Below are 19,492 nucleotides of genomic sequence, written 5' to 3'. Positions count from 1 at the left end.
AATAATGGACTACGGAAAAGAATTTAAAAAATTTGCTACCAAAAAACATGGCATAAACAGTTTATATTACGATAAAATCGTAGGTAGCATGACGCCTTATATTATTGAAGAACGCCAAATGAATGTATCGCAACTTGACGTTTTCTCCCGTTTGATGATGGATAGAATCATCTTCATGGGAACCGGAGTTGACGATTATATGGCCAATATTATCCAAGCGCAATTGTTGTTTTTGGAAAGTGTTGATGCTTCAAAAGACATCCAAATCTATATCAATTCTCCAGGCGGAAGCGTTTATGCCGGACTTGGAATTTATGACACGATGCAATACATCAAACCAGATGTAGCAACAATTTGTACCGGAATGGCGGCTTCAATGGGCGCTGTTTTATTGTGTGCAGGTGCAGCAGGAAAACGTTCGGCTTTACCACATTCAAGAGTAATGATTCACCAACCTTCAGGCGGCGCTTCTGGTGTTGCAACCGATATGGAAATCAACTTGAGAGAAATGTTGAAACTAAAAGAAGAATTATACCAAATCATTGCACATCATTCTGGACAACCATTTGATAAAGTGCATAAAGATTCTGAACGCGATTATTGGATGATTGCTGATGAAGCCAAAGAATACGGAATGATTGATGAAGTTTTAAGAAGATAAATTCAGGTGCTAAGGCACTAAGGTTCTAAGGCCCTGAGCAATCAAACCTTAGAACCTTAGTATCTTAGCAACTTAGAACCTAAAAAAATGGCAAAACAAGTTTTAGAATGTTCTTTTTGTGGAAGAAAAAAACCAGAAACCAATTTATTGATTGCTGGAATAAATGCGCACGTTTGCGACAGATGTATTGAACAGGCTCACGGAATAGTTTTAGAAGAATTGAAATCTGGTGGGAGTGGTGCTTTGAAGTCGGCTTCTGATTTGATTTTGAAAAAACCAAAAGAAATCCGCGCGTTCCTGGATCAATACGTTATCGGGCAAGACCAAACTAAGAAAGTAATGTCGGTTGCGGTATACAATCACTACAAAAGATTGATGCAACTGCAACACGAAGAAGATGTTGAAATTGAAAAATCAAACATCATCATGGTCGGTCAAACCGGAACCGGGAAAACATTGGTAGCAAAAACCATTGCACGAATGCTCGAAGTTCCTTTAGCCATCGTAGACGCAACGGTTTTAACCGAAGCAGGTTATGTCGGGGAAGATGTAGAAAGCATTTTAACACGCTTATTGCAGGCAGCAGATTACGATTTGGCAAAAGCCGAAAGAGGAATCGTTTTCATTGACGAAATTGATAAAATTGCACGTAAAAGTGACAATCCATCAATAACGCGTGATGTTTCCGGAGAAGGTGTACAACAGGCATTATTGAAATTATTAGAAGGAACGGTTGTAAATGTTCCGCCAAAAGGTGGAAGAAAACATCCTGATCAAAAATTTATTGAAGTCAATACCAAAGATATTTTGTTTATTGCCGGTGGTGCTTTTGATGGCATTGAAAGAATTATTTCTAAGCGATTGAATCGAACAGCGGTGGGTTATAGTACTTCTAGAAATGTTGACAATATCGACAAAGACAATTTGCTTCAATATATAATCCCAAAAGACATTAAAGATTTTGGATTAATACCCGAAATCATTGGCCGACTTCCGGTATTAACACATATGGATCCTTTGGATAGAGAGACGCTTCGCGCTATTTTGACCGAGCCAAAAAATGCCTTAATCAAGCAATATGAAAAATTGTTCGCGATGGATGATGTAAAATTCACCATTGAAGACAGCGCTTTAGATTATATTGTTGACAAAGCTTTGGAATACAAATTAGGAGCAAGAGGTTTGCGTTCACTTTGTGAAGCCATCTTAACCGATGCGATGTATGAATTGCCAAGCTCGGATGAAAAGCAATTGCATATCGATGTTGATTATACGCGCGATGCGTTAACCAAAAACCTTTTGAAAAGACTAGAAATAGCATCATAAAAAAATCCCTCAATTGAGGGATTTTTTGTTTTTCCTTATTTCATTAAACCGCCACCGGAATTGGTTTTGTCAACGTCAATGTTGGTATTGTCATTTTTCAGGCTTAAATTTCCAAAGTTGTAAACCAACGAAAGTCTAAATGTTCTTGAATCTTGTTTTTGATAGAATTGCGTTTGCAGATTAGTAGACGAAACCTTAGCATTTACTTCATTCGTATTGAAAACATCAAAACAATGCAATCCGACTTTTAAATTTTTATTCATAAACTCTCTGCTGAATGTAATATCAAATTCCTGAATTGGTTTGGTAATGTCATAAATTTCCCAAGTTCCTTTTGGCAAAATAAAGTAGGACATACTATTCTTGATATTCCAAGGCAAAATGAATTGCGCTTCTGCTGAATAATTTAAGATTGGTTTGTTCTTAAACGAAAAATCATAACCTTCTGTTTGCACTTTGATATAATTGAAATTGATCATGATGTAATTCATTTTCTCCATATTATTCATTCTTTTTTCGAATTCAGCTTTTCCTTTAAAGAAATAATCCAATGGCACAGGAATCGAAGCAAACAAACTCATGGTTTTTACTTTGTCAAATTGCTGGAAAGTTTGTGTGCTCACCAATTCTCCAGGCTCAGCATTGAATATGAAGAAGTTTTTATCTTTAGCAATGGTGTAATTTCCACCGAAACTCAAAAACTGAAAAGCTGTCATTTTCACTTCAAAATTGTCAAAAAACGTTGGTTTCAAAAAAGGATTTCCTTCCGAAGTATTGTACTGATCAAAATTTGCAAAATTATTTGGGTCAAGCGTATTGTAATCTGCCTGTTGGATTTTTTTAGAATACGAAGCGGTAAAATTCACATTTTCATTCATTTCGTAAAGCGCACTTACATTTGGAAAAAAGTTAGTGTTTTTAAAATTAATCTTCGTTTCATCGCCATTTTGCAAAGCCGTTCTGTCAACTTTATAATCTTCAAAACGCAAACCGGCAGTAAAGTTGAATTTCTTGATTTTCTTCCTGGCTTCGACATAAAAAGCCAAATTGTTTTCGGTGTAATCAAAATCGGTAACCGAATTTGATGCTGAATTCAGGTTGTAAATTCCTGTATCGTTTACTTTAATGGTATTGTATTTTCCGCCAGTATTCAACGAAAAATTAACCTTGTTAAAAGGAATCGCAAAGTCATATTTCAAATAATAATTGACCAAATTGAAGTCTGCTGAACCATTATAAAAAGTAGCATCACCATTGCTTTGACCATGAGAAGTAGTAGTTGGGGTTTTGTCAAAAAAGTTACTAAAAGCTGTAATATCAAGCGTTCTTCCAATAGTGTCTAACTTGGTTTTGTATTGCAAACTTAACTCGTGGTTGTTGTTTTTGTTTTTCGCATAACCAAAATTTGAAAAGTCGATTCCGGTTCCGACGGTCGATGCCTCGTTCGTAATTCGGTCGTTCCCCATATTCAAATTATAGTTGAATAATAAATTTGATTTCTCGTTCAGCTTATAATTTGTTCCCGTTCTGAAATAAAAATTTCTATTGGTAAATTGGGAAAAATTCTTTTGATACAAGTGTTCGTCCGGATTAAAGGAAGTAAAGGTTTGATCCGTTATATTTAAGCTTTCGCTGTCAATATAATTGTAACCAATCATGGTCTGCCAGCTTAAATCTTTTGTTTTTCCGTTCAACAAAATCTGCGGACTTGGCTTTTGATATTTATTAAAATTGTAATTGATATTAAAACTGGCGTTGATGCCTTTTTTTCTTTTAGCGCTGGTAACGATGTTAATGATTGAACCACTTGCGCTGGCATCAAAAGATGCGCCCGGATTGTAAATTAATTCAATTTTTTCAATGGCATTCGCAGGCAATGTGGCCAGATAATTTTGTAAATCATTCCCGCTAAGTGAACTTGGCGTGCCATCAATATAAATGCTTACACCTTTACTGTTTAATGTAATGCTTCCTGTTGGCGATGTGATAACACCGGGGATTTTCTTCACCGCCTCAAGACTGCTTCCGCTGTTAAGCATGGCATTGTCTCTTACGTTAATTGTGGTTTTGTCTGATTCTACTTTTATGTATTGCTTTTTGTTGCCATACACAGTAACTTCCGAAAGGTCGTTGGATTTTTCTGTTGAAGTAGTTTTGGGGTTTTCCTGATTTTGAGTTGGTGCTTCCTGCGCGAATATAAAACTCGTAGCAAGTAAGCATAAGGCAATGCTTAATGATTTCATTTGTGATTGATTTGATGAGCGTCAGACGCTCGTGATTGATGATTGTCCAATAAGACTTTAGCAATCAAAAAATGTTACAACACAAATGAATTTATTTTGCTTTTTTATAATTTACGATAATTACACCGCTAATAATCAGTATAGTTGCGATAATAATTCGGCTCGTAATTGTTTCGTCCAAAATCAACCAGCCTAAAAACAATGCAACTACCAAATTAATATAAGACAATACCACGACTTTTGTTGAAGGCAATTGCGTTAGCAGATAACTGAATGCTACGTAACCTACAACCGAACCAAATAAAGCAAGGTATATCATGGCAATAATGCTTTCCATACTCCAATTTACAGTTGAAATATTTGGAGTCAAATAGAATTGTAATGAAGTCAGAACTATACCAGCTATAAGCATTTGAACACAAACATTCATCAGCATGGTTAATGAATTTTCAGCACCTTTTTTCATAATTATAGTTCCAATTGACCATGCTAAAATAGCCAACAGCAGCGCATAAATTCCATATCGGTATTCCGGAATCAGTAAATCGGACAAGCTGCTTTGGTATATCAGGAAAATACCGCACATGCCTAGGAGAATTCCGCCAATAGTTTTATACGATAATTTTTCCTGCCCTAAAATCAGATTCAGAATCAAAACACAGAAAGGCGTTAATGTAGAAATTAGCGACGCCAATCCGCTGGTGATATATTTTTCGGAATAAGTGGTCAAACCGTTTGCCAAAACAATCATCAGTATTGCCAAAACAAAAGCGCGAAAGAATTGTCTCGTATTGACACGTTCTAATTTTTTTTGAGTGAACAAATAGAGAAATATAATTGAACCTGAAATCAGATTTCGGATACCAGCTAAGATAAATGGCGGAATGGTTTCAACACCAACACGGATTGCTAAGAAAGTTGTTCCCCAAAAGAATGCTACACAGAATAACGCGAGATATAGTTTTGTTTTCAAACAATAGATTTATTAATAATCATTTTTTCTTTTGGAGCATCAACTAAGCATCTTCTTCCAGGACCACATTTCATTCGGTGCGGACCACATGAAGTTAGGAAAGCTAATAAGAATAGTATGTATAGGATTTTTTTCAACGATTTCATTTATTTTGCAAAATTATTGAAGTATCTATGTAATCAGATTGGATTGTGTTTTTTTTAACTTTTGCTTAGTTGAAAAATACTTTTTTTGAATTCAAAGTAGTTTCGAATTGTTAATGAATCAAACTTAATTTTCTTTCCGTTTTTTAATTCAATTAGCGACTCTTTTCCCTTGTAAACTGCAACGTTTTGCATACCTCTTGACATGTTATTAATCTGAATATTTTTTTCATAGACTTTTTCAATGTTTTCCAATGGTATAAATTTTTTAAAAAATATTAGAGGTTGATTTATGATTAAGTGCTTTTTAGTCAAAGTAAATATTTTTAACCTAACAACATTGTATAAGCAACCAACAGAAAAAATTATAAAAACTCCAAATATTAACCATTTTACAACCATTCCATTTTGCTCATCTGAGCCTTTTGCAATTGTCATATGTGAAGATAAAATCACATAAGCAAAATATCCAAAAAGAACTGAGCCAATAAGAAATAAAACTATTGGAATAAAATTGATTTTTGTTTTAATAATTGCTTCAGATTCCATTTTACTTCGAAAAATATATCTTCATTTCTATAAATTATTTCTTCTCTAAAACCTGCATCTGCTTTAACTGCTCCAGATAATCTCTTTCGTTGGAAAGTCTCGGGATTTTATGTTGCCCGCCTAGTTTGTCATTTTCTTTGAGCCAGTCGTAAAACAAATTTTCTCTGGCAACATTAACAGACAAAGGATTTAGTGTCATATTGTTGTAGCGCTTGGCTTCGTAATCTGAATTTAACGATTGCAAATTTTCATCCAAGGTTTTTTGAAATAAAGCAATGTCTTCAGGATATTTCTTGAATTCAATCATCCATTCGTGCGCGCCTTTTTCTTTGTCGTGCATAAAGATTGGTGCGACAGTATAATCCTTGACTTCGCAATGCAAATCCGAACAGGTTTTGGCCAAAGCCATATCGGTGTTTTCAACCATTAATTCTTCACCAAAAACGTTGATATAATGCTTGGTTCTTCCTGAAACGCGAATTCTGTAAGGAGACAAAGAAGTGAAACGAACGGTATCGCCAATCAGATAGCGCCAAAGTCCGGCATTGGTCGTAATCACAACCGCATAATTTTTAAATAATTCTACTTCCGAAAGACGGATTACTTTTTGATTTTCGGTTCCAAAAGTATCCATCGGAATAAATTCGTAGAAAATTCCATAATCCAGCATCAACAGCAAATCATTTGAATAATTCAAATCCTGAATTGCGAAAAATCCTTCTGAAGCGTTGTATATCTCATAGTATTTGAAATTATTTTGCGGCAGAATCTTTTTATATTGTTCACGGTAAGGCTCAAAACTTACGCCGCCATGAAAATATACTTCGAGGTTTGGCCAAAGTTCATTAAGACTTTCAATTCCCGTTTCGGTCATGATTCTGTTGAGCAACACCAACATCCACGAAGGAACACCGGCAAAACTGGTTACATTCTCGTTTTTGGTTTCGTTGATAATATGTGTGAGTTTGGATTCCCATTCGTGCATCAGCGAAATTTTATTGCTCGGCGTACTGCTGAATTCAGCCCAAATTGGCATATTCTCAATCAGGATTGCAGATAAATCTCCAAAATAAGTATTGTTGTTTTCATAAATCTGTGAACTTCCGCCAAGACGCAAACTTTTGCCCAAAAACATTTCGGAGTTTTCATTGTTATTCAAATACATACACAACAAATCCTTGCTGCCTTTGTAATGACAATTTTCTAAAGCTTCGCTACTCACCGGAATAAATTTGCTTTTGGCATTGGTAGTTCCGCTAGATTTGGCAAACCATTTGATTGGCGTGTTCCAAAAAACATTTTGTGCACCTTTTCGCGTAAGCTCAATCATCGGTTCCAAATCTTCATAAGTCGAAATCGGAACTCTTTCTGTAAAAGTCTGATAGGATTTAATGCTTTCGAAATCATATTTCTGACCAACAACCGTTTCTTCAGATGAGCGAATTAAGTTCATCATCAGTTCTTCCTGGACTTCGTGCGGATATTTTAAAAACAACTCAATCTGATGAATACGCTGTTTCAAAACCCACGAAGCAATAGAATTTATTAATGGTATTGGCATTTTTGAATTACGAATTATGAATTACGAATTACGATGTATAACTTTACCAAATATAGGAAATAAACTTAAAAATAAGCGATGACTTACGAAGGTGTATTAACAAAGATGCAAACAGAATTCTCAAACCCAATTCAGTATTATTTGGTTTTTGAGGATAGTTTTTTGAGTTTAAATCAGTTGCTGGGAAAATCGATGGAAATCAATTTCGTTGGTTACCAATGTTTGAATTGTGGCAAAAAGAAAAAGATTTTCCGTCAGGGATTTTGCTATGATTGCTTTATGAGTTCAGCATCGGCGGGTGATTGGATTATGCGACCTGAGTTAAGCACAGCGCATTTGGATATTGAAGACCGCGATTTGGAATATGAAAAGAAAGTCCAATTGCAACCGCATATTGTATATTTAGCTTTATCAAGCGAAGTAAAAGTTGGTGTTACAAGAGAAACTCAGGTGCCAACACGTTGGATTGATCAGGGCGCGAGCCATGCGATTGCGATTGTTGAAGTTCCGAATCGTTATCTGGCCGGAATTACAGAAGTAGCTTTAAAAAATCATTTTGTTGACAAAACGAACTGGCAGAAAATGCTAAAGAATGAAATCTCACAGATAGATATAATTCTGGAAAAAAGACGCGTCAGAGAATTATTGCCGACAGAAGTTCAGGAGTTTTACTTTCCTGAAAAAGAAGACATACACGAATTTATTTACCCGGTGCTGGAATATCCAACCAAAGTCACGAGCCTGAATTTAGACAAAACACCAAATTATACCGGAAAACTCATTGGTATTAAAGGACAATACTTAATTTTTGAAGACGGAACAGTTTTTAATGTCCGCACTTTTGAAGGTTATGTAGTCAAGATTTCTGTTTAAATAAAAACCCTTTCTGTTATGAAAGGGTTTTTTTTTATTTTGGAGGCGTGGTTGCCGGTGGAGTTTCTACTTTTTTTGGTTCCGCTTTTTTCTTATTGAACAAACCATGCAATAAATCATTTGCTCTTGTTTTCACATCGTTACTCACATTTGTTTTTGTGGTGTCCGTTTTTGGTTTGGTTGCATTTGAAATAATATTATTTAGTGCATCTTTTCCACCACCGAGTAGTTTATCTTTTTGTTGTTTTACAATGCTTGCAACCAGGTTGGTTGTAGCCTGTTTTAAATCTGTTGTTATTTTCGGGCTTTTAAAATTACCGGAAACCATCGCAGTAATTGGTACATTTTTTACTTTTTCGGCATCAGCCGGAGTTAATCGGGCAAGCAGTTTATTGATTTCTGTTCCCAGATATTTGGCCGGAACATCAAATTTCATATTGTAGTTCATGCTTTGGTCAAAACCATGGGTCCCACCAACGGTTAACTTGATTTCTTCATATTTCAAATCAAATGGTTTGATGTTCACTTTTCCGTCTTTGAAAGTTATTGCCGTTTTCAAATCATTTAAGTTTATTTTTTTCAAATCAATAAAATTCAATTTGCTATCCAGCGCCGTCAATAAGGTTGAACTGTTTGAGTTTACTGTTGTCGAAAGCAATTGGCCTAATAAATCTCCTGTTACACTAGCTAAGTCTGGTGTCATTTCTTTGTCTTTCAGATTTCCTGAAAGTTTGATTTTTGAATTTAGTTTTCCGTTGATGATTCCGGCAATTGGAGCAATTTTTTTCATCATTTCCAATTGGGTAAAAGTCTGTTGAATATCAACGCCATTCAAACCTAGATTCATATTGAATTTAGATACTTTCTCTTTGGTTGAAACATCGCCATCAAACGCAATCGAACCGCCAAAAATATCCGTTTTACCATTTTCTAAAGTCGCTTTTTGGTCTTTGATTATTATTTTTCCGGATACATTTTTAAGAACCAAATTATCATACAAAACAGTGTTCGCTTTTGCTGTCAAAGTACAATTCAGAAAAGCCGGGATTTTCATAGCTTCCTTAGCTTTTGTTTGATTTTTAGCATCAGCTTCCGAAGTCATAAAATCGTTAACCGCCAATTGATTCGAGCTCAGGTTGAAGTTTCCTTTCAATTCCTGATTTTTAAAAACAAATCCGTAGAAGTTTTCCAAAACACCATTTACAGCCAAATCTGTATTTCCTGTGGTTGCATTGAATTGTTGTAAATTCACATGGCTTGGATCGAAAGAGACTAAAGCCCGGCTGATTTTCATGGTTTTATTATTCTCATCCGTATAATTAAATCCAGTCAAATCAATTGTTCCGGCATTACGAATTCTTGCATAATCACTTTTTTCAACAGATTTCATATCGAATTCTGTAGTAACATCAGCATTTAAAATCCCGCTTAATGGTTTGTCTAATTTGATTGGATAGGCTTTAGAAACGTTAGCCAAATTAATGGTTCCTTTCAAAGCAGCATTGACTAAAGCATTTTCAGAAATATTTCTAATATTGGCTTTCGCATTGAAAACATCCTGATCTATTTGGAAAGACAATTTATCCAGGTTCACATAAGTATCATTCATCACACCGGTTTCGTTGATGATTTTGGTGTCGATAATAATATTGCGAACAGATTTCGGTAAATTCGGATATTGAAAAGATGCGTTGTTTGAGGAAATTTCGACATTGAATTTCGGAACAGAAGTATCAGAATACAAACCTTTAGCAAAACCTGCAACGGTAAAATCGCCACTTGTTTTTACATCTTTTAAATTGCTCGAATACTGCGCCGGAATTAATCCCAGGAAGTTTTTGAATGATGAAGTCGGTGTTTTAAATTTCAAATCATATTGTTGTCCGGCGTCAACCAGTTGGATGAAACCATCAAATTCTAAAGGCAATTCGTTGATTTTTGCTTTGTTCTGCTTGAAAGTATATTTGCTATTATCCAAATCAATTCCAAGAATAGCATCAAGAGAAATAGCCACGTTTTTCATATAATTTGATTTGTCCATATCTAGCGAAAGTTTCGCGGTTGTTTTGGTAACCAAATCCAATTTCGAAGAAGCAAAATCACCTGTTCCTTCATGATTGATGCTGTCTAAAACCATTTTTATTTTTGATTTTTCATCATAATATTTGAACTTGAAATTCTCGACTGAATATTCTTTTATTTTTAATGAAAGTGGTTTGCTTTTGCCATCATCGCCTTTTTTATCATCTTTTATCGCAATATCATAATTGCCAATTCCGTCTTTGTTGAAGATGATATTTATCAAACCGTTTTTGGATGTAATTCCATCAATATTCATTGGTTCATTTTCACCATTGAACAATTCTTTGATAGACATTTTCAGATTTAATTCTTCAAAAGCAACTAAAGTATCGCCTTCAAAAGGCGCTTTGTTTATGATTGAAAGTTTTTCAATAGTCACATTAGCGTTGGGAAAATTTCTAAACAAACTCAAATCAGCATCGGCGAAAGCCACTTTAGCATCAACTTTTTCATTGATTGCAGTCAAAATTCTGGCTTTAATTTGATCTTTAAAGAAATAGGGAATTGCAAATGCCGAAATCACTAACAGCAACAAAACAATTCCAACTATTTTTAAGATTTTCTTTAACATGATGTGATAGATTTAGTTACGGTTTATTTTAACAAATTTAATGTCTTTTAACGAGAAGATAGTTATATTTAGGGAAGTTTTAAGATTTTAATTTGTTGAGAAAATGTTATTAACAGTCGACGGTTTTTGCAATTATTCTAAAATAGTTTTAGTTAATTTGTGCTTCCATGAAAAAGCAGCATCAGGTCATTTTATCTTTAGGCAGCAACCAAGGCAATCGTCTCGAAAACATTGCCCGTTGCATTGATAATCTGCATAAAGAAATTGGTACAATTATTAGGGTTTCCAAACTTTATGAAACTCCGGCTTGGGGTTTTGAAAGTGAAAAATTCTACAATTGCGCTGTGATTATGAATACGCATAAATCGGCACACCAAATTTTGGAAGAATGTCTTTTGCTTGAAGAAGCTTTAGGAAGAGTTCGCGAAGATGTTGAAGGTTATCAGGCTCGAATTATTGATATTGATGTCATTACTTTTGATGAAGAAATCATCGCTTCCGAAAAACTGCAGGTGCCACATCCAGAAATGCAAAACCGCTTGTTTGTGTTGTTGCCAATGCAGGATTTACATTTAGATTGGCGTCACCCGATTTTACAAAAATACCTGCATGAACTATTGGTACTTTCTGAAGATAAAAGCAATTGCAAAGTCATTCAAAATCTGGAAATTCCAATTAGCAAATTAAAACTCGACCATTTCAATTACATTGCCATTGAAGGAAATATTGGTGCCGGAAAAACTACACTTACCAATAAATTAGCAGAAGATTTCAATGCGAAATCAGTTTTGGAGCGTTTTGCAGACAATCCGTTTTTGCCAAAATTCTACGAAGACCAAAATCGTTATGCTTTTCCGCTGGAAATGTCTTTTTTGGCTGACAGATACCAACAAATCTCAGATGATTTAGCGCAGTTTGATTTGTTTAAAGATTTCATTGTAGCCGATTATCATATTTTTAAATCGTTGATTTTTGCCAAAGTTACGCTTGCGGAAGATGAATTTCGTTTGTATAAAACGATGTTTGATATTATCTATAAAGAAATGCCAAAGCCCGATTTGTATATTTATTTGTATCAGAGTACGGAACGGCTTTTGGAAAATATCAGAGAAAGAGGAAGAAGCTATGAGCAGGAAATTCCGGCCGAATATCTTGAAAAAATCAACAATGGTTATTTAGATTACATAAAATCGCAAACGGATTTGAATGTTTTGATTATTGATGTGACCAATAGAGATTTCCAGAACAATCAGGAAGATTATGTTTTTATTTTAAATGAAATTCAGAACAAGATTTCCAGCTAAACTTAACGTATCATAGCGAAATGACCTTTTCTCTCGGGTAAAGTATTATTAATTTTTGCTATAAACCAGTAATCTGAAGAAGGCAAAATCTTTCCATTATAAGTGCCGTCCCAAAATGGATTTGAGTTATTTAAAATTGTAATTAATTTTCCAAATCTGTCAAAAATCAGCACTTCAGCAGTTGAAAAAGCAAATGCGCCTTTTATTGACCAAGTGTCGTTTATGTTATCACCATTTGGACTAAAAAAATCGGGAACTGAAATCACAATAAACTGTTTTTGATCAACACCACAGCCATTTTTTTCTCTTACATATCCAATGTAAATTCCACCTTCTGATACTGTAAATGTATTTGAGCTCTGAAAAAACACACCGTCTATAGAATATTCAAAGTCACCACTTTGGGTTGTATTGATTGTGGCCGTCAAATCTAACACATCAATTGTTGAAATGACAGGTTGTGTGTGATAAGTAATAGTAAAATTTTTCGTCTTGGAACAGCTTTGTGGAGCAAGAGTTGTAACAACAACAGAGTAGTTTGTAAGTCCGTTAGACTGAATCGTCTGGGTTGTTGCGCCAGTTGACCATGCGTATGTCATACCTGGATTTCCTGCATTTAAAGTTATTGTATCACCTTCACACAATATGAAAGTATCATCAGCTAAAACAGGAGCGTTGTAAACATTGATATAAACCGGAACTCTATCTGAAATGCAATTATCGAAGTTTGCTTCAGCATAAAAAACAGTGTCTTGATGAATGTTGGGAACAATAAAATGTGGCCCAGAAAAAATTGCGGTTGTACTTGTTGGACTATCATACCAAAACATCACACCCACAGTAATCGGAATATCTATTACAGTATAAGTTTCCTCACACATATAATATGGAGAAGAATTAACAGCTAATACAGGTTTAGGCTTTACTGTTGCTGTTACGGGAATTCTTGAAATGTCAGGACAAGTTCCATAATGTGCTGCAGCATAATAAACTGTTGTGCTCGAAATGGATGGAGTTGTAAAAGTATCTCCGGTTCCTAATGGCAAACCTCCAGAAGCGAATTCATACCAATAGACAATTCCGGTAGTTGAAGTGGCTTGTAAATTTACAGTTCCAGGTCCGCATCTTGGAGCAGTTGGTGTTGAACTAACCGTTGGAATCAGCATTGAAGTACTAGTAGAAATATGCAAAATGGGATCTCCAGGCATTCCGCCGTATTCAATTATATAACCTTTGGGTTGATAACTTCCACTGGGTTCTCCTGTGTTTGAAAGATCATTCCATGAACCTCCAATACCAACGCCGGGAGCTGTAACGTGTGCATAATCTTCGTCTATTATATTATTTGGTTCTCCAGTATTCCAAAATGCATAATTGGTAGTAAAGCCTGTAAAATTTCCATTCCAAAAAATTGTTCCCAATTCAGGGCCGCTCATCCATTTCCATATTCCTTCAGTTTCCTGATCGCTTCCGCCAATCCAACCGGCGCCAACTGTTTGTTCTCCGGCAATTTGTGCTTCTTCAGCCGAAATAATAGTGGCTAAATAACCTTGTAATCCATAATAAGTACTGGCTTGGGCCGCTGCTAAAGCTGCTGTCCATGTTATTCCGATATTGGGAACATACAGATAATAATGACCATTTGAAGGTAAATAATTAGCTTGCCCTACCGTAATGGAAAAGTTTCTAATGCCACTTGGAGTTGCTGCGCCCGATGAAAATTCAATATCCTTTATTGCGGCTACTAATTCAACATAAGTTGGCTGACTCGAAATACCTGTCAGGGTTAATGTTCCTGTAGTTATATTCCAGGCTGATGTTACGTTGGGATGAATTCCGGTAAGCGTTAACAAATCTTCACCATAAGAATATCCGGAGGAAATTTGAATGTAAATAGCGTCAATTCCAAGATCGTCAGGATCAACAATTGTAATATCGGTAACAATTTTAGTTGAGCCTCCTGGACAATAAGTCTGGTTTCCTGTAGCATCTAAGTAAGGAGCGACATTGGCTAATATACTCTGTGAAATTTTAGAAGTTTTGGTATGATTAAAAGGCATGCTTACTTGACCCAATACAATTGAGCTACCAAAGATTAAAATGATAATAGTAAAAATACTATCAAGCTTCTTTTTCATGAGTCAAAGTTACAGAAAATGAGGATTGTCGGTTTAAAAAAATGCTAAAACTCTGTATAAATTAACTCAACATCTTTTTGAACAAATCCCAAACAACAATTCCGGTACTTACTGAAATGTTGAGGGAATGTTTAGTTCCTAACTGCGGAATTTCAATTGTGCCGTCACAAAGTTCAATGGCTTTTTGGGCAACGCCATATACTTCGTTACCAAAAACTAAGGCATATTTTTTATTTTTCTCCACTTTAAAATCCTGAAGAAAGATTGCATTTTCAACCTGCTCGATGGCAAAAACGGAAACAGCTTCATTTTTTAAATTTTCAATTACAGCTAAAATATCTTTTTGATATTCCCACGCAACGGTTTCGGTAGCACCAAGCGCTGTTTTATGAATTTCTTTGTTTGGCGGGATTGCCGTTATGCCGCACAAATATATTTTTTCGATTAGAAATGCATCAGCAGTCCGAAAAACGGAACCAATATTATGAAGACTTCGGATGTCATCCAGAATAATTATTATTGGTGTTTTTTTGGCTTCTTTGAAGTCTTCAATTGATTTCCTTTCTAATTCATTATTTTCGAGCTTGCGCATTTTTTTATTTTTGGCAAAGATATTCAAAAAAAAAGTCTCAATATTATCGAGACTTTCCTTGAATTATAATTAAGTAATTTAGCTTTTTGTTGGAGCAGCAGCGTCAGCTGGAGCATCTGGCAAAATAGTTCCTTTGATTGTAACTACTTTAGTTTCTTGTCCTGTAGCATTAGATTTAATAGTTACAGTTTTTGTAAATGGACCAACTCTGTCAGTCGCATATTTAACACCAATAACTCCTCTTGCACCTGGTGCAATTGCTCCTTCTGGTTTTGAAGGAACTGTACAACCACAAGAACCTTGTGTGCTTTCAATAAGTAATGGTTTGTTTCCGTTGTTTACAAAAACAAATTCTCTTTTTCCATCAGCATTGTGAGGGATTGTTCCGTAATCGATTGTTTCGTTTTCGAAAACCATTCCAGCTCCTTCAACTCTAGGAGTTTCAACTTTAACTGGAGCATCAGCTTTCTTAGCTGTTTTTTTTGCAGTTTGTGCATTGCTAGTTGCAACACCAAAAACAGTAATCGCAGCTAATAAGATAATTCTTTTCATTTTTTATAGTATTTAAGTTTCTGGGACAAATCTATTTAAAATTTGAAACGCTCCAATTTTTTTTGTCTTAAGGTTAAATTAATTTTTTTTAGGATGGCTAAATCATTCTAAAATATCTAAATTCGCTTTCACGAAAATTAATTTCAAATCCATTGGCAGCCAAAGAAACTTCGACCAAAGAAACTCCTTTAATGAAGCAATACAACGAGATAAAAAGAAAATATCCCGATGCCTGTTTATTGTTTAGAGTAGGGGATTTTTATGAAACTTTTGGTGAAGATGCGATTCGTGCTTCTAAAATCCTTGGAATTGTTTTGACTAAGCGTGGCGCAGGTTCTGAAACCGAAACAGCACTAGCTGGTTTTCCGCATCATTCCTTAAATACGTATTTGCCAAAATTGGTAAAAGCTGGACTTCGTGTGGCCATTTGCGACCAACTCGAAGATCCAAAAATGACTAAAACCATTGTCAAACGAGGTGTGACCGAATTAATTACTCCTGGCGTTTCAATGAATGATGAGGTTTTACAATCAAGATCGAACAATTTTCTGGCATCGATTTATTTTGGTAAAAAGCAATTAGGCGTTTCGTTTCTTGATGTTTCTACCGGAGAATTCTTAACAGCACAGGGCAATGAAGAATATATTGATAAGTTGCTGCAGAATTTCAGTCCAAGTGAAATTTTAATTCAAAAAAACAACCGAAACCAATTCAAGGAAATATTCGGAGATAAATTCAACGTTTTCCATCTTGAAGATTGGGTTTATAAAGAAGACTATGCGCTTGAAACTTTGAACAGTCATTTTCAGACTACTTCTCTCAAAGGTTTTGGTATTGACGAATTGCTTGATGGGATTATAGCTTCGGGAGCGATTTTGTTTTATTTATCAGAAACGCAACATAATAGAGTCCAACACATTACCAATATTCAAAGAATTGCGGAAGATGCCTATGTTTGGATGGATCGATTTACGATTCGGAATTTAGAATTGTATCACAGTCATTCTCAAAATGCGGTTACACTTTTGGATGTGATTGATAAAACGCTATCGCCAATGGGTTCAAGACTGTTGAAGCGTTGGTTAGCATTGCCTTTGAAAGACATTCACAAGATTAGAGGTCGTCATGAAGTAGTTTCTTATTTGAAAGAGAATTTAGAAATCCTTCAAAAAATGCAATACCAAATCAAGCAAATTTCAGATTTGGAGCGTTTGATTTCTAAAGTGGCTACTGGAAAAATTTCTCCAAGAGAAGTTATTTATCTTAAAGAATCATTAGATGCTATCATTCCCATAAAAACAATTGCTTTAGAAAGTAAACAGGAAGCCGTTCGTGTTATAGGTGATAGTTTGCATTCCTGTGATTTGCTTCGTGAAAAAATAAAATCTACATTAAATCAGGAAGCCCCAGTTGCAATTGCCAAAGGAAATGCTATTGCAAGTGGAGTTCACCCCGAATTAGATGAATTGCGAAGCATTGCTTTTTCCGGGAAAGAATATCTGGAAGGCATAGAAAGGCGTGAATCAGAATTAACAGGAATTACCTCTTTAAAGATTTCTTTTAATAATGTTTTTGGCTATTATATAGAAGTTAGAAATACACATAAAGATAAAGTTCCGACCGAATGGATTAGAAAACAGACTTTGGTAAATGCGGAACGCTATATTACCGAAGAATTAAAGGAATACGAGACCAAAATTCTCGGTGCGGAAGAAAAAATACACCAAATTGAAAGTCAATTATTTGAAAAATTGGTCAGTTGGATTGCAACTTACATTAAACAAGTCCAGCTAAACGCTAATTTGATCGGACAGTTAGATTGTCTGATTTCATTTGCTCAATTAGCTATAGAAAACGATTATGTATGTCCTGTTCTTGATGAAACATTTGAGTTGGAAATCACGAATGGTCGTCATCCGGTTATTGAAAAACAATTACCTATTGGCGTTCCGTATGTTCCCAATGATGTTTTTCTGGATAGAGAATCACAACAACTTATTATGATTACCGGTCCGAATATGTCTGGTAAGTCAGCAATTTTGAGACAAACAGCGTTGATTGTGCTTTTGGCTCAAATGGGAAGTTTTGTTCCAGCCGAAAAAGTCAGGATGGGAGTTGTAGATAAAATCTTTACTCGGGTAGGAGCAAGTGATAATATTTCGATGGGTGAATCTACTTTTATGGTAGAGATGAATGAAACAGCTTCAATTTTGAATAATATTTCGGATAGAAGTTTGGTGTTGCTTGATGAAATTGGACGTGGAACGAGTACCTATGACGGAATTTCGATTGCATGGGCCATTGCTGAGTTTCTTCATGAAAATCCCGCCAGACCAAAAACATTGTTTGCCACACATTATCACGAATTGAATGAAATGAGTGAGTTGCTGCCAAGAATTAAGAATTACAATGTATCGGTAAAAGAATTAAAAGACACCGTTCTTTTTATACGAAAGTTAGTAGCTGGTGGAAGTGCTCATAGTTTTGGTATTCACGTAGCAAAAATGGCTGGTATGCCCCAAACGGTAATCCAGAAAGCGCAAAAACTTCTGAAAAAATTAGAAAAAAATCATTCCAGTGAATCTTTGAGTGGTATAAAATCAGCAAAAGATGAAATGCAATTGAACATTTTCAATCTTGATGATCCATTATTGGAAGAAATAAGAGAAGATATAATGAATTTAGACATCAATATTTTGACGCCAATTGAAGCTTTGATGAAGCTAAATGAATTAAAACGTATGCTGCAGAAAAAATAAATACTACAAATGAATTGTGTTTATCAGCCGGTTAGGGCTTTCCAAAGTTTTTTTCAAAAAAAACGTTTGTAATATTCAATTTAAATATTACATTTGCATCCGCAATACAGCATAAGTATTGCCGTTCTAACAAATAATGTGAATGCGAAAATAGCTCAGTTGGTAGAGCGCGACCTTGCCAAGGTCGAGGTCGCGGGTTCGAGCCCCGTTTTTCGCTCAAAATATAAACGTTCTGATTATGATGTTAATCATCATAAAAACATATAAGCTCGGATGGTGAGTATATTTAATTAATTTTTTCTAAAAATTGAACCATCAAAAAATCATTCTGCTCGGATGGTGAAATTGGTAGACACGCTGGACTTAAAATCCAGTGAACAGCAATGTTCGTGCGGGTTCAAGTCCCGCTCTGAGTACAAAAGCTTCAAACTGTGTTTGGAGCTTTTTTGTTTTAATTACTTTTAAATTTCTTATGGGAACCTTTGTTATCAGCAAAAGATTAAATGACTTCTACAAATTTGAATTCGTTTCCCGAAAAGGGAAAACGATTTTCACAAGCAATAGTCATGAATTGAAATTTGAATGTGAGGAAGAAATAGAATTACTAAAATCCTCTGTCGAAAGTTTGGACTACTTAAAGTTTAAGACTTCACGCGGAAAGTTTTTTTTTAAAATTATATTGGATGAAAGAATCCTGGCGGCCAGCAGAAAGTATTCTACAGAGTTAATGATGCAAAAAGGGATTGATGAAATAATTAAACATGTTTCAAAATCTGAGACTTTAGATTTTGCTAATGGAGATGTGGTTTTTGATGATGTTTAATTAAAATAAGAAAGCCACGCAGAGCGTGGCTTTAAATCTTTAAAAACAATTAGAGTTATCTAATTATTTTTTTACTTCTTCTTTAGCTTCTTCTAACTTTGCAGCAGCAGTATCAATTGCAGCAGCAGCAGTATCGATAGCAGCAGCAGCAGCAGTGTCAACAGTTTCAACAGTAGTTGAGTCAACAGCAACTTCAGCGTTAGCATCAGCTTGTTTACAAGATACTACAGTTAATGCAGCAATAACAGCTAAACTTAAAAATACTTTTTTCATCTTACTTAATATAAAAGGTTAATTATTAATTCGAGGCAAAGATATAAATTTTTTAATAGGTTAAAATAA

16 protein-coding genes and 2 tRNA genes are annotated in these 19,492 nt (G+C 35.1%); 8 read left to right on the top strand and 10 right to left on the bottom strand.

Features of this window, described 5'->3' with window-relative positions; translation table 11 throughout:
• The first annotated feature begins 4 nt into the window (after positions 1–4).
• Together clpP and clpX are read left to right on the top strand one after the other, a co-directional pair.
• Positions 5–661: an ATP-dependent Clp endopeptidase proteolytic subunit ClpP gene (gene clpP / locus ABIQ27_RS07615; protein ID WP_348033211.1), complete on the top strand. Its 657-nt coding sequence runs from the start codon at positions 5–7 to the stop codon at positions 659–661.
• Positions 662–748: 87 nt separating this feature from the next.
• Entirely contained in the window at positions 749–1,987 is a 1,239-nt protein-coding gene (gene clpX, locus ABIQ27_RS07610) for an ATP-dependent Clp protease ATP-binding subunit ClpX (RefSeq protein ID WP_348033209.1), read from the top strand.
• 35 nt (positions 1,988–2,022) lie between these two features.
• On the opposite strand, the gene ABIQ27_RS07605 is transcribed toward clpX, so the two are convergent.
• The 5 genes from ABIQ27_RS07605 to ABIQ27_RS07585 form a co-directional block, all read right to left on the bottom strand.
• Complete coding sequence (locus ABIQ27_RS07605) at positions 2,023–4,230, bottom strand: outer membrane beta-barrel family protein (protein WP_348033207.1); 2,208 nt, start codon at positions 4,228–4,230, stop codon at positions 2,023–2,025.
• A gap of 91 nt (positions 4,231–4,321) precedes the next feature.
• Positions 4,322–5,203 carry an EamA family transporter gene (locus ABIQ27_RS07600; protein WP_348033205.1) on the bottom strand — a complete coding sequence of 294 codons (882 nt, stop codon included), beginning with the start codon at positions 5,201–5,203 and terminating at the stop codon, positions 4,322–4,324.
• On the bottom strand, positions 5,200–5,349 hold the full coding sequence (locus ABIQ27_RS07595; protein WP_348033203.1) for a hypothetical protein: 150 nt from the start codon (positions 5,347–5,349) through the stop codon (positions 5,200–5,202). Before ABIQ27_RS07595 ends, ABIQ27_RS07600 begins: the two co-directional genes overlap by 4 nt.
• Positions 5,350–5,403: 54 nt before the next feature.
• Positions 5,404–5,895, bottom strand: a complete 492-nt coding sequence (locus ABIQ27_RS07590) for a hypothetical protein (protein ID WP_348033201.1) — start codon at positions 5,893–5,895, stop codon at positions 5,404–5,406.
• Between the two features lie 34 nt (positions 5,896–5,929).
• Positions 5,930–7,456 (bottom strand): GH3 auxin-responsive promoter family protein, encoded by a 1,527-nt coding sequence (locus tag ABIQ27_RS07585; RefSeq protein ID WP_348033199.1) that lies wholly within the window; start codon positions 7,454–7,456, stop codon positions 5,930–5,932.
• Positions 7,457–7,534: 78 nt separating this feature from the next.
• Here ABIQ27_RS07585 and ABIQ27_RS07580 point away from each other — a divergent pair, with 78 nt between their 5' ends.
• Positions 7,535–8,329: a DUF2797 domain-containing protein gene (locus ABIQ27_RS07580; RefSeq protein WP_348033198.1), complete on the top strand. Its 795-nt coding sequence runs from the start codon at positions 7,535–7,537 to the stop codon at positions 8,327–8,329.
• Positions 8,330–8,363: 34 nt separating this feature from the next.
• Here the strand turns inward: ABIQ27_RS07580 and ABIQ27_RS07575 are convergent, their stop codons facing one another.
• The gene (locus ABIQ27_RS07575; protein WP_348033197.1) at positions 8,364–10,982 is read right to left on the bottom strand and encodes an AsmA-like C-terminal region-containing protein; all 2,619 of its coding nucleotides are present in this window, start codon (positions 10,980–10,982) and stop codon (positions 8,364–8,366) included.
• 167 nt (positions 10,983–11,149) lie between these two features.
• Between ABIQ27_RS07575 and folK the strand changes: the two genes are divergently transcribed.
• Entirely contained in the window at positions 11,150–12,286 is a 1,137-nt protein-coding gene (gene folK / locus ABIQ27_RS07570; protein ID WP_348033196.1) for a 2-amino-4-hydroxy-6-hydroxymethyldihydropteridine diphosphokinase, read from the top strand.
• 2 nt (positions 12,287–12,288) lie between these two features.
• On the opposite strand, the gene ABIQ27_RS07565 is transcribed toward folK, so the two are convergent.
• From ABIQ27_RS07565 to ABIQ27_RS07555, 3 genes are all read right to left on the bottom strand, one after another.
• The gene (locus ABIQ27_RS07565; RefSeq protein ID WP_348033195.1) at positions 12,289–14,424 is read right to left on the bottom strand and encodes a T9SS type B sorting domain-containing protein; all 2,136 of its coding nucleotides are present in this window, start codon (positions 14,422–14,424) and stop codon (positions 12,289–12,291) included.
• Positions 14,425–14,485: 61 nt separating this feature from the next.
• Positions 14,486–15,016, bottom strand: a complete 531-nt coding sequence (locus ABIQ27_RS07560; RefSeq protein ID WP_348033194.1) for an RNA methyltransferase — start codon at positions 15,014–15,016, stop codon at positions 14,486–14,488.
• 78 nt (positions 15,017–15,094) lie between these two features.
• Positions 15,095–15,568 (bottom strand): DUF1573 domain-containing protein, encoded by a 474-nt coding sequence (locus tag ABIQ27_RS07555; RefSeq protein ID WP_348033193.1) that lies wholly within the window; start codon positions 15,566–15,568, stop codon positions 15,095–15,097.
• 152 nt (positions 15,569–15,720) lie between these two features.
• Between ABIQ27_RS07555 and mutS the strand changes: the two genes are divergently transcribed.
• From mutS to ABIQ27_RS07535, 4 genes are all read left to right on the top strand, one after another.
• Positions 15,721–18,327 (top strand): DNA mismatch repair protein MutS, encoded by a 2,607-nt coding sequence (mutS, locus tag ABIQ27_RS07550; RefSeq protein ID WP_348033192.1) that lies wholly within the window; start codon positions 15,721–15,723, stop codon positions 18,325–18,327.
• 144 nt (positions 18,328–18,471) lie between these two features.
• Positions 18,472–18,544 (top strand) — tRNA-Gly (locus tag ABIQ27_RS07545).
• A gap of 113 nt (positions 18,545–18,657) precedes the next feature.
• Positions 18,658–18,743, top strand: a tRNA-Leu gene (locus ABIQ27_RS07540).
• 56 nt (positions 18,744–18,799) lie between these two features.
• Positions 18,800–19,150, top strand: coding sequence for a DUF1508 domain-containing protein (locus ABIQ27_RS07535; RefSeq protein ID WP_348033191.1), 351 nt, complete (start codon positions 18,800–18,802; stop codon positions 19,148–19,150).
• Between the two features lie 63 nt (positions 19,151–19,213).
• Here ABIQ27_RS07535 and ABIQ27_RS07530 read toward each other — a convergent pair whose 3' ends face one another.
• A complete protein-coding gene (locus tag ABIQ27_RS07530) occupies positions 19,214–19,423 on the bottom strand; it encodes a hypothetical protein (protein WP_348033190.1) in 210 nt (69 codons plus the stop codon).
• Positions 19,424–19,492: the final 69 nt, after the last annotated feature.

It is taken from the genome of Flavobacterium sp. (assembly GCF_039916025.1).
Lineage (GTDB): Bacteria > Bacteroidota > Bacteroidia > Flavobacteriales > Flavobacteriaceae > Flavobacterium.
Note: the sequence above shows the minus strand (reverse complement) of the source record. Positions and strands in the feature narration are given on the sequence as shown.